This window comes from Escherichia sp. TW14182 (assembly GCF_000208525.1).
GTDB classification, from domain to species: domain Bacteria; phylum Pseudomonadota; class Gammaproteobacteria; order Enterobacterales; family Enterobacteriaceae; genus Escherichia; species Escherichia ruysiae.
Genome location: NZ_AEJZ01000154.1, coordinates 1 through 11,420, shown reverse-complemented (window position 1 = coordinate 11,420; position 11,420 = coordinate 1). Strand labels below are relative to the sequence as shown.

Annotated in this window: 8 protein-coding genes and 1 pseudogene; 5 read left to right on the top strand and 4 right to left on the bottom strand. The window is 48.6% G+C overall.

Features of this window, described 5'->3' with window-relative positions; all coding sequences use genetic code 11:
- Positions 1-157: 157 nt before the first annotated feature.
- Together ompN and nifJ are read right to left on the bottom strand one after the other, a co-directional pair.
- A complete protein-coding gene (gene ompN, locus EQY_RS0113510) occupies positions 158-1,291 on the bottom strand; it encodes a porin OmpN (RefSeq protein ID WP_000836969.1) in 1,134 nt (377 codons plus the stop codon).
- A 365-nt stretch (positions 1,292-1,656) separates the two neighbouring features.
- Positions 1,657-5,181 (bottom strand): pyruvate:ferredoxin (flavodoxin) oxidoreductase, encoded by a 3,525-nt coding sequence (gene nifJ / locus EQY_RS0113505; RefSeq protein WP_000628226.1) that lies wholly within the window; start codon positions 5,179-5,181, stop codon positions 1,657-1,659.
- Positions 5,182-5,454: 273 nt separating this feature from the next.
- On the opposite strand from nifJ, the gene EQY_RS0113500 reads away from it, so the two are divergent.
- On the top strand, positions 5,455-5,721 hold the full coding sequence (locus EQY_RS0113500) for a putative hemolysin (protein ID WP_001200698.1): 267 nt from the start codon (positions 5,455-5,457) through the stop codon (positions 5,719-5,721).
- Here EQY_RS0113500 and hslJ read toward each other — a convergent pair.
- Both hslJ and ldhA read right to left on the bottom strand, forming a co-directional pair.
- Positions 5,718-6,140 (bottom strand): heat shock protein HslJ, encoded by a 423-nt coding sequence (gene hslJ, locus EQY_RS0113495; RefSeq protein WP_010348254.1) that lies wholly within the window; start codon positions 6,138-6,140, stop codon positions 5,718-5,720. The two genes, EQY_RS0113500 and hslJ, sit on opposite strands and share 4 nt — an antisense overlap.
- A 156-nt stretch (positions 6,141-6,296) precedes the next feature.
- A complete protein-coding gene (ldhA, locus tag EQY_RS0113490; protein WP_000762235.1) occupies positions 6,297-7,286 on the bottom strand; it encodes a D-lactate dehydrogenase in 990 nt (329 codons plus the stop codon).
- Between the two features lie 207 nt (positions 7,287-7,493).
- On the opposite strand from ldhA, the gene EQY_RS0113485 reads away from it, so the two are divergent.
- From EQY_RS0113485 to EQY_RS0113470, 4 genes and pseudogenes are all read left to right on the top strand, one after another.
- Positions 7,494-10,133 carry a YdbH family protein gene (locus EQY_RS0113485; RefSeq protein WP_000901013.1) on the top strand — a complete coding sequence of 880 codons (2,640 nt, stop codon included), beginning with the start codon at positions 7,494-7,496 and terminating at the stop codon, positions 10,131-10,133.
- Positions 10,130-10,315 (top strand): YnbE family lipoprotein, encoded by a 186-nt coding sequence (locus tag EQY_RS0113480; protein WP_000706311.1) that lies wholly within the window; start codon positions 10,130-10,132, stop codon positions 10,313-10,315. Before EQY_RS0113485 ends, EQY_RS0113480 begins: the two co-directional genes overlap by 4 nt.
- Before the next feature lie 7 nt (positions 10,316-10,322).
- Positions 10,323-10,646 carry a YdbL family probable chaperone protein gene (locus EQY_RS0113475; RefSeq protein WP_000831643.1) on the top strand — a complete coding sequence of 108 codons (324 nt, stop codon included), beginning with the start codon at positions 10,323-10,325 and terminating at the stop codon, positions 10,644-10,646.
- A 405-nt stretch (positions 10,647-11,051) separates the two neighbouring features.
- Positions 11,052-11,420, top strand: a pseudogene (locus EQY_RS0113470) (surface-exposed virulence protein BigA); the annotation flags it as partial.

Genomic DNA, 11,420 nt, shown 5'->3' with positions numbered 1-11,420 from the left:
GGGGGGGATGTGTTCATTACATTTCCTGTTTTAGTATCCGCATAAAGTGTAACGCCAGATGAGGTCTTTTGTATAATGACGGAGTTCACATTTTTAATTTAGATTAAGCAGGATTCAATAAGTAGAAAAAGCCCGCCAGAGAGGCGGGCAGGCAGGATTAGAACTGATAAACCAGACCTAAAGCGACAATATCATCGGTAGAGATACCGTTGGCAGCGTAGAAGCTGTCATCTTCATCCAACAAGTTAATTTTATAATCAACATAGGTAGACATATTTTTGTTGAAATAATATGTCGCGCCAACGTCGGCGTATTTGACCAGATCTTTATCGTCAACACCGGCCGGATTATCAGTACCACCGGCAGCATTCAGGTCACGCCCTTTAGACATCAGGAAAGACACTGCCGGTCGCAGACCAAAGTCAAACTGATATTGGGCAGTGACTTCAAAGTTCTGGGTCTTGTTCGCAACGGCGTAATCGCTGTTGCCAAATGGTGTCATATTACGCGTTTCGGAATACATGGTTGCCAGATAAATGTTGTTAGCATCATATTTTAATCCGGCAGTCCAGGCATCGGCTTTATCGCCACCTGCCGCAGTATGGTTGACCTGATCATTGGTGCGGTCTGAGGAGGTGTATGCCGCGCCCGCGCTAAAGCCCATACCTAAATCGTAGGTTGTGGAAAGCCCCCAGCCGTCGCCGTTTTCATGACGAACATCACGTCCGTTGTTGGTGCCTTCCTGACCGTTGTTTGCACCTTCGTTATTACCCTGATACTGCACTGCGAAGTTCAGACCATTAACCAGGTCGAAGAAATCAGTATTACGATATGTCGCTACGCCATTAGCACGACCGGTCATAAAGTTGTCTGCATTGGTGTAGGAGTCACCGCCAAATTCTGGCAGCATATCGGTCCAGCCCTCTACGTCGTACATTACACCGTAATTACGTCCGTAATCGAAAGAACCGTAATTTGCAAACTTCAATCCGGCGAATGCCAGACGAGTCCAGGACTGGTTTTTTGAGGATTCAGTATTGTTTGCCTGAATATTGTATTCCCACTGACCATAGCCAGTGAGTTGATCGTTAATTTGTGTTTCGCCTTTAAATCCAAGACGTGCATAGCTCTGATCGCCATCTTTTGCAGAACTATCAGAAAAATAATGCAGGCCATCAACTTTGCCATAAAGATCTAATTTATTGCCGTCTTTATTATAAATTTCTGCTGCATGTACAGCACCTGCGGCGAGCAGGGCAGGGATTAAGAGTGCCAGTATTTTGCTTTTCATTGAAAAAATCCTTTAGTTATTTTATTTGCCTTTTTCTCCCCGTTTGGGAAGTGAAAACATCCTAAAGGAAAAGTTCCATTAGCCGATAAATGTCATTTGTTACGCCTTAAGTAAAACCTTAATCAAATAATTCCTGAGAAATGATGATTGGTTTGGTGAATGATTTGATGGTTATACATACAAAATAAAAATTATACTTTTAAAAAATGATGCGTTATTCTGCGTGGGTTATATGCCTTTATTGTCACAGATATTATTTGTTGTTGGGTCATTGCTATAGTTATTTCTTTCCCAACAAATAAAAAGACAAGCCCGAACTTTCATTCGGGCTTTTTTTCGTTCTGGATAATCCTTATCCGACGACGCTACTCGGTGCCACTTTTATCCGTTTTTCCTGCCATTTGCGCGAGGAAGTCATAGCGTTTTTGCAGATCGGCTGCGGCATCTTTCCATAACTGTTCCGCCACTTCTGGCTGTTGCGAATTCAGACGGCGGAAACGTTGCTCATGGAGCAATGTCTCTTCCAGAGCCTCTGATGGCGGACGTGAATCCAGCGCCAGTGGCAGTTTGCCTTCATCAGCACGACGTGGATCAAAGCGATACAGCGGCCAGAAGCCGGTTGCGGTGAGTTGGCGCATCTGGTCGTGACTCAATGCCAGGTCATAACCGTGCTCTTCACATGGACTGTAAGCAATGATCAGCGACGGCCCAGGATAGGCTTCCGCTTCCTGAATTGCTTTTACCGTCTGGTTCAACTGCGCGCCGAGAGAAATCTGCGCCACATAAACATGACCGTACATCATCATACTGACGCCGAGGTCTTTACGCGCTTTGCGTTTACCGTGTTCGCCAAACTTAGTCACCGCGCCGAGCGGCGTGGCTTTTGACGCCTGACCACCGGTATTGGAATAGCATTGCGTGTCCAGCACCAGAATGTTGACGTTTTCCGTCAGGCTTAATACATGATCCAGACCTCCGAAGCCGATATCGTAAGCCCAGCCATCGCCACCTATCAGCCAGATTGATTTTTCCACCAGCGCATCAGCGTCGCGTAGTAGTTCATGAGCTTCACTCACATCTTTGAGATGCTGGCGCAGCGTGGCAACCTGTTCGCGACGAACGTCTGGCGTGGCATCTGATTTCAACGCTGCCAGTAACTCCGCAGGAATTTTATCAGCAAACTGATCCAGCAGACGCAACACGCGGACACGATGCTGATCGACCGTCAGGCGGAAGCCCAGGCCAAATTCGGCGTTATCTTCAAACAGTGAGTTCGCCCATGCTGGGCCTCGACCGTTGGCATCAGTGGTATACGGTGTGGACGGCAGATTACCGCCGTAAATTGACGAACAGCCCGTGGCGTTAGCGATTAACATCCGGTCGCCATAGAGTTGAGTCAGCAATTTGATATATGGCGTTTCGCCACAACCGGAACAAGCACCAGAATATTCAAACAGCGGTGTGATTAACTGCGAAGTCCGAATATCAATACGTTCCAGTTTGCTGCGGTCAATTTCCGGCAGGTTGAGGAAGAAGTCGTAATTGATTTTCTCTTCTTCCACATGTTCCAGACGCGACATCATATTGATGGCTTTGATCTCTGGATTCTGGCGGTCTTTCGCCGGGCAAACTTCAACACACAAATTACAGCCGGTGCAATCTTCCGGTGCGACCTGCAACACATATTTCTGCCCGCGCATATCGCGCGATTTTACATCCAGTGAATGCAGGCTGGCAGGGGCGTTTTCCATTGCTTCGGGCGGCACCACTTTTGCGCGAATAGCTGAATGTGGGCAAGCGGCGACGCAATGGTTACATTGGGTACAGAGTTCCTCTTTCCAGATAGGGATCTCTTCGGCGATATTGCGTTTTTCCCAGCGCGTGGTTCCCATCGGCCATGTGCCGTCTGGCGGCAGCGCCGAAACGGGGAGGGCATCGCCAAGTCCGGCGAGCATCGCAGCGGTAACGGTTTTAACGAAATCAGGTGCAGCATCGGAAACCACCGGTGGACGATTCGCACTATGCGGATTGACCGGCTGTAACGGGACTTCTTCCACGGATTCTCGCGCCAGCGCCAGTGCCTGCCAGTTACGTTCCACCAGATCCTGGCCTTTGCTGCTGTAGCTTTTGGCAATCGCCCCCTGCAACTCGGCCAGGGCGCTGTCGCCAGGCAGAATTTGCGTCAGGTGGAAAAACGCCATCTGCATTACGGTGTTAATACGAGCCGCCAGTCCACATTCACGCGCGATTTTCGCTGCGTTAATGACATAAAAGCGTGCTTTTTTCTGATTCAGTACTGCCTGCACTTCTTGCGGCAACCGCGACCAGACGTCATCGGCACTGTACGGGGTGTTAAGCAGGAAAATGCCGCCGGGTTTCAGACGTTCTGCCATCTGATATTTGTCGATAAACTGCAACTGGTGGCAGCCAACAAAATCAGCCTGGGGAATCAGATATGCAGAACGAATTGGATGTTCGCTCACGCGCAGGTGAGAAACTGTCAGACCACCGGCTTTTTTGGAGTCGTAAACAAAATAACCCTGTGCATACCACGGCGTGGAGTTACCAATAATCTTGATATTATTTTTGGTCGCGGAAACGCTGCCATCACTGCCCAGACCATAAAACAGGGCTTCCAGCTTCGCGGAGTTTGGCAGGGTATTTTCTGGCAATGGTAGCGACAGATTGGTTACATCATCGTAAATACCGACGGTAAAACGGGGTTTTGGTTTGGCTGTGTTAAGTTCGGCAAATACTGCCAGCACGCAATCCGGGCCAAACTCTTTGGACGATAAGCCATAGCGCCCGCCAATGACGCGTGGCAGTGTTTCACGCTCGCCATTATTAAAGGCTTCCGCCAGCGCGGTCATTACGTCCAGATACAGTGGTTCTGCCTGGGCGCCCGGTTCTTTGGTGCGATCCAGCACCGCGACAGTTCGCACAGAGTCTGGCAATGTTTGCAGTAAATGTTTGGCGGAGAACGGGCGGTATAGTCGAACTTTCAGCACCCCGACTTTTTCGCCACGGGTAAGTAACTCATCAACCACTTCTTCACAAGTACCGATGGCAGATCCCATCAGGATAATCACCCGTTCTGCTTGTGGATGCCCGTAGTATTCAAAAGGCTGATACTGACGACCCGTAGCGGCGGCGAAATCATTCATCGCCTGTTCAACATGGTCGTAAACTGCGTTGTACCACGGGTTAGTAGCTTCACGAGACTGGAAGTAAGTATCAGGATTGGCGGATGTACCGCGAATCACCGGATGTTCCGGGTTCAGCGCGCGGGCGCGGTGGGCATCAATTTCTGCCTGCGGCATCAGTTCAAGAATCGTGTCGTCAGCCAGTGGAACAATTTTGTTGATCTCGTGGGACGTGCGGAAACCATCAAAAAAATGAATAAACGGCACACGGCTTTTTAGTGTCGCGATATGCGAAATGAGGGCGAAGTCCTGCGCTTCCTGAACGTTTGCTGCACACAACATGGCGCAACCGGTTTGGCGCACGGCCATCACATCTGAATGATCGCCAAAAATAGAGAGTGCATGAGTAGCGACGGTACGCGCTGCTACATGCAGTACAAACGGCGTCAGTTCGCCCGCCAGTTTGTACAACGTCGGAATCATCAGCAGTAAACCCTGCGATGATGTAAACGATGTCGAGAGAGCACCCGTTTGCAACGCGCCGTGCACGGTCGCGATAGCACCAGCTTCTGACTGCATTTCAACCACACGAGGCGTATCTCCCCACACGTTTTTCAAGCCGTTTCCGGCCCAGGCATCGGCCTGTTCCGCCATCGTGGAACTTGGGGTAATAGGGTAGATGGCGATAACTTCACTGGTGCGAAATGCCACCGAAGCTACCGCGCCATTACCGTCAATTGTGATCATACGACACCCTTACATTGCGCAAATGAGGGGCACACGAAAAAGCTGCGCGCCCAGTAGTTATCTCTCAATTTTAGCAAATGGCCTTCTGTTGCATTTTCGCTTTTGTGTCCCTCATATCTGCGTAATGAATGTTTTGATCAAACAGTGGACAAAAAAATAGCGATAAAAAAGTAACAATGCGTTGCAACACACATAGTTGTTCTCGACGTAGTCGTCTGTGCTGCCTATTATTTACGGCGGTGTCGTTTGGTTTAAAGATTAGAGGAAGTAAAGATGCGAGCAGCGTTGTGGGTCGGGTGTGCCGCTTTATTGTTATCGGCGTGTAGTAGTGAACCAGTTCAGCAGGCAACTGCGGCGCATGTGGCGCCTGGTTTAAAAGCGTCCATGTCCAGTAGCGGTGAAGCGAATTGCGCGATGATTGGTGGTTCGCTATCCGTTGCCCGTCAACTTGACGGAACGGCTATTGGCATGTGTGCATTACCCAACGGCAAACGCTGTAGCGAACAGTCACTTGCCGCCGGAAGCTGTGGCAGCTATTAATTCATTAAATCCGCCAGCTTATAGGTTAATGTCTGTTTTGCGGTGGCCAGCGTTAACTGGTTCGCAGTCAGATCGACTTGCGCACCTTCTTTCAGCATTTCGCTGATGGTGTGATCGAGTTCATTAAGCTGAGGAGTGGCACACATCATGCGGGTCATTGCCAGCCCTTTAACTTTCAGTTCACCGCCAGAAAGTTTACCCTCGCCGCTAAAGCGGTTGCACATTTTGCCGGAAATCATCATCTTTTCACCAAAGCTGATTTCTGGCGGGTTTTTATCGCTGGTAACAGGTTGACCGTTGACACTTTCCAGCACAAAGCGGTGATGCTGTAATTGTTCTGGCGTCACAGCAATTTTGTCATTACTTACACATCCCGCCATCAGCAGGCTTAACGCAACAAGCGCGGCTACTTTCTTCATTTTGGTTCTCAACTTAAGGTATAAATCAGGTGCTGACTGCCGAATGCAACGCGACGCGTCTTATCCGTCCTGCAAAACATATTTTAAGAATAGAGGATGAAAGATCTTTGGGGATTATCTGAATAAGCTCCCCTGACTTGCAGGGGAGCAGCAAGATTAAACCAGTTCGTTCGGGCAGGGTTCGCCTTTTTCCAGATTGCTTAAGTTTTGCAGCGTGGTCTGGGAAATACTGGTCAGAGCTTCTGCCGTCAGGAATGCCTGGTGTCCGGTAAACAGCACGTTATGGCAGGCAGACAGACGACGGAACACGTCATCCTGGATCACGTCGTTGGATTTATCTTCAAAGAACAGATCGCGTTCGTTTTCATACACGTCCATCCCCAGCGAGCCAATTTTCTGGTTTTTCAGAGCTTCAATTGCCGCCTGAGAATCAATCAATGCGCCACGACTGGTGTTGACGATCATTACGCCGTTTTTCATCTGTTCAAACGCTGCCTCATTCAGCAGGTGGTAGTTCTCCGGCGTCAGTGGGCAGTGCAGGGAGATAACGTCTGATTCAGAGAACAGGGTCGGCAGATCAACATACTCCACACCAAGTTCCAGCGCCGCCGCACTTGGGTACGGATCGAACGCAAGCAGACGCATACCAAAACCTTTCAGAATGCGCAGCATCGCCACACCGATCTTACCGGTGCCGATAACGCCCGCTGTTTTGCCATACATGGTAAAGCCAGTCAGACCTTCCAGAGAGAAGTTGGCGTCACGGGTACGCTGGTACGCGCGGTGAATACGGCGGTTCAGCGTCATCATCATACCGATAGCGTGTTCAGCGACGGCTTCCGGATCGTAGGCTGGAACACGGACTACTTTCAGCCCAAGTTCTTTTGCCGCATCAAGATCGACGTTATTGAAACCGGCACAGCGCAGGGCGATATATTTAACGCCGTGCTTTTTCAGCTCTTCCAGCACCGGGCGGCTGCCGTCATCGTTTACGAAAATACATACCGCTTCGCAGCCATTGGCGGTTTTGGCGGTTTTTTCCGTCAGCAGAAAGTCAAAAAATTCCAGCTCAAAGCCAAAGGACTCGTTCACCTGTTGCAGGTACTTCTTGTCGTACTGTTTTGTGCTATAAACGGCGAGTTTCATAAGACTTTCTCCAGTGATGTTGAATCACATTTAAGCTACTAAAAATATTTTACAAAATTTAAAATATAATTGAAAGCTATGACCATATTGAAAAATTCATCAACAACTATGCTTAGTGTAGGCGCAACCTTCAACTGAACGGTTAAACATGCCACAATACCCGTATTGAACGCTTAATTTTTCGCTAAATCAGGATATTAACTACCCATGTTGGGTAAATATAAAGCTGTTCTCGCGCTGCTATTACTGATTATTCTTGTGCCGTTGACGTTGCTAATGACGCTCGGATTGTGGGTTCCCACGCTGGTGGGCATCTGGCTACCGCTCGGGACACGTATTGCATTAGATGAAAGCCCACGCATTACGCGTAAAGGTTTAATCATTCCCGATCTCCGTTATCTGGTGGGAGATTGTCAGCTTGCGCATATCACCAACGCCAGCCTTTCACATCCCAGCCGCTGGTTATTGAACGTTGGCACGGTAGAACTTGATTCTGCTTGCCTGGCGAAATTGCCGCAGACAGAGCAATCTCCAGCCGCCCCGAAAACCCTCGCGCAGTGGCAGGCCATGTTGCCTAACACCTGGATCAATATCGATAAACTGATTTTTTCTCCCTGGCAGGAATGGCAGGGAAAACTCTCTCTCGCATTAACCTCTGATATCCAGCAACTGCGTTATCAGGGCGAAAAAGTTAAATTTCAAGGCCTGCTTAAAGGGCAACAATTTACAGTCAGCGAACTGGATGTTGCCGCGTTTGAAAATCAGCCGCTGGTAAAACTGGTGGGGGAATTTACTCTGCCGCTAGTGCCGGATGGGCTTCCTGTAAGTGGTCATGCTACCGCGACGTTGAATTTGCCGCAGGAACCGTCGCTGGTGGATGCTGAACTCGAGTGGCAGGAAAATAGCGGGCAATTGATTGTGATGGCACGAGATACCGGCGATCCGTTGCTCGATTTACCGTGGGAAATTACCCGTCAGCAATTGACTGTCAGTGATGGTCGCTGGAGCTGGCCATATGAAGGTTTTCCCCTTAGTGGGCGATTGGGTGTCAAAGTCGATAACTGGCAGGCCGGGCTTGAGAACGCATGGGTTAGTGGTCGACTGAGTGTGCTGACCCAGGGGCAAGCAGGTAAGGGCAATGCGGTGCTTAATTTTGGCCCAGGAAAATTAAGCATGGATAACAGTCAGATGCCACTGCAACTGACCGGTGAAGCGAAACAGGCGGATCTTATTTTATATGCTCGCTTACCGGCGCAGCTAAGCGGAAGTCTGGCTGACCCAACGCTGGCCTTTGAACCTGGCGCGTTATTACGTTCAAAGGGAAGAGTCATCGATTCACTGGACATCGATGAAATTCGCTGGCCTTTAGCGGGAGTAAAAGTCACCCAACGTGGTATTGACGGGCGTTTACAGGCCATTTTGCAGGCACATGAAAATGAACTGGGCGACTTTGTGCTGCATATGGATGGTCAGGCGAATGATTTTCTCCCTGATGCAGGACGCTGGCAGTGGCGTTACTGGGGAAAAGGCAGTTTTACCCCGATGAATGCCACCTGGGATGTCGCAGGAAAAGGTGAGTGGCATGACAGCACGATTACGCTTACCGATCTTTCGACCGGTTTCGACCAGTTGCAATATGGCACGATGACGGTAGAAAAGCCGCGCTTAATTCTTGAGAAACCTGTTGTCTGGGTACGCGACACGCAGAATCCGTCTTTTAGTGGTGCGCTTTCGCTGGATGCAGGGCAAACGCTTTTCACGGGGGGCAGCGTGTTACCGCCATCAACCTTAAAATTTAGTGTTGAAGGGCGCGAACCAACTTATTTCCTCTTCAAAGGCGATTTACATGCTGGCGAGATTGGTCCGGTTCGGGTAAATGGTCGCTGGGACGGTATTCGTCTGCGCGGTAACGCCTGGTGGCCTAAACAATCACTGACTGTATTCCAGCCGCTGGTGCCACCCGACTGGAAGATGAACTTACGCGATGGCGAACTGTATGCCCAGGTCGCATTTTCAGCTGCGCCGGAACAAGGATTCCGCGCGGGAGGGCACGGCGTGTTGAAAGGCGGTAGTGCCTGGATGCCAGATAATCAGGTTAACGGTGTCGATTTTGTCCTGCCTTTCCGTTTTGCCGATGGAGCCTGGCATCTGGGGACTCGCGGCCCCGTTACGTTGCGAATTGCCGAAGTGATTAATCTGGTGACAGCGAAAAATATTACGGCTGATTTGCAAGGGCGCTATCCGTGGACAGAAGAAGAACCATTGCTGTTGACTGATGTTAGCGTCGATGTGTTAGGCGGTAACGTGCTGATGAAACAATTACGTATGCCGCAACATGACCCGGCGCTGTTGCGGCTGAATAATCTCTCATCCAGCGAACTGGTTAGCGCCGTCAATCCGAAACAATTCGCCATGTCCGGGGCATTTAGTGGTGCACTGCCGTTATGGCTAAACAATGAAAAATGGATAGTGAAAGACGGTTGGCTGGCAAATAGCGGGCCAATGACCTTACGTCTGGATAAAGACACTGCGGATGCAGTAGCAAAAGACAATATGACCGCTGGAACCGCCATCAACTGGTTGCGCTATATGGAAATTAATCGATCATCGACAAAAATTAATTTAGATAATCTCGGTGTGTTAACCATGCAGGCAACGATTAGCGGTAATAGTCGGGTTGATGGCAAAACAGGCACTGTGAATCTTAATTACAGTCACGAAGAGAATATTTTTACGTTATGGCGCAGTTTACGCTTTGGCGATAATCTCCAGGCGTGGCTGGAACAGAATGCCCGTATCCCGGAAAATGACTGCCCGTCAGGAAAAGAATGTGAGGAAAAACAATGAAAATAGTGATAGCCGCGCTCGCGTCCTCTTTTATGTTGGTTGGTTGCACTCCGCGCATAGAGGTGGCTGCGCCGAAGGAGCCAATCACCATTAATATGAACGTTAAAATTGAGCATGAGATCATCATCAAAGCGGACAAAGATGTTGAAGACCTGCTTAAAACTCGTAGCGATCTTTTTTGAGGTCATGATGAAAAGAACATTACTCATAATAGTGTGGATTATTGGCCTGATGAGTAGCAGTGCGATGGCATTAACTCTGAATGAAGCCAGAAGTCAGGGGCGGGTCGGTGAAACGCTTAATGGTTACCTGGTGGCGCTGGAAACGGATGCTGAAACACAGGCATTGGTAAGAGATATTAATGAAGCTCGTAATCGTAGTTACCAGCAACTGGCAAAACAGAATAATGTATCCACAGATGAGATAGCGAAACTGGCAGGGCAAAAACTTGTCGCGCGTGCGAAGCCGGGTGAATATGTACAGGGGATTAATGGTATATGGTTGCGAAAATAAATTATATTTCACAACAACATGTTTATTACATATGTTTATATGATTCTTTGTGTTTTTAGCCAGGCAGGTCTTATTAACAGATCTGTTTATATATTCTATTATTATCTCGTCTGTTAATTACAATTCATCATTTGTGTGGATGTGAGCCAATAATCTATTCATGATGTAAATGGATTATTAATGTCTTTTTCTCGCCTGTTTTTAATTATTGTTTGAAATGACTTGCTCGCAGAATATAATTTAATAAATGCTCTGATGTGGTTTTTAAACTGCTTCGACTTAATATTCACCATACAAATAACATAACTATTATTTAATGAATGTTTCGTTGCAGGCATTTAGTGCTTTCTGTTTTTACGTTTTGCGTAGTTTGTTACGCGGGAACTATTTTTTAAGGAGTTATATATGCAAAGGAAAAAATTGTTGTCTGTATGTGTTGCGATGGCGTTAAGTAGCCAGACATGGGCTGCGGATACCACTACAACCGAGTCAGCAGACGAAACACGGAAATCCAGCAAAATATCATGTCCGGCAAATATTCAAATATTAAATAAAGAACAGCTTGAACATTTACCTGCAGAATGTAGAGATCTTAAAGACAGTGCCGTTTTACCCTGGGCCGCCGCTGGTCTGGCGGCGGTAGTAACTGGTGTCGCGGTCTATGCCCTACACGATGATAATAATCATCACGACGATCCGTCTCCGGTGCCGGATGATGGCGGTAATACACCAGTACCACCGGATGATGGCGGAGACACACCAGTACCGCCAGAC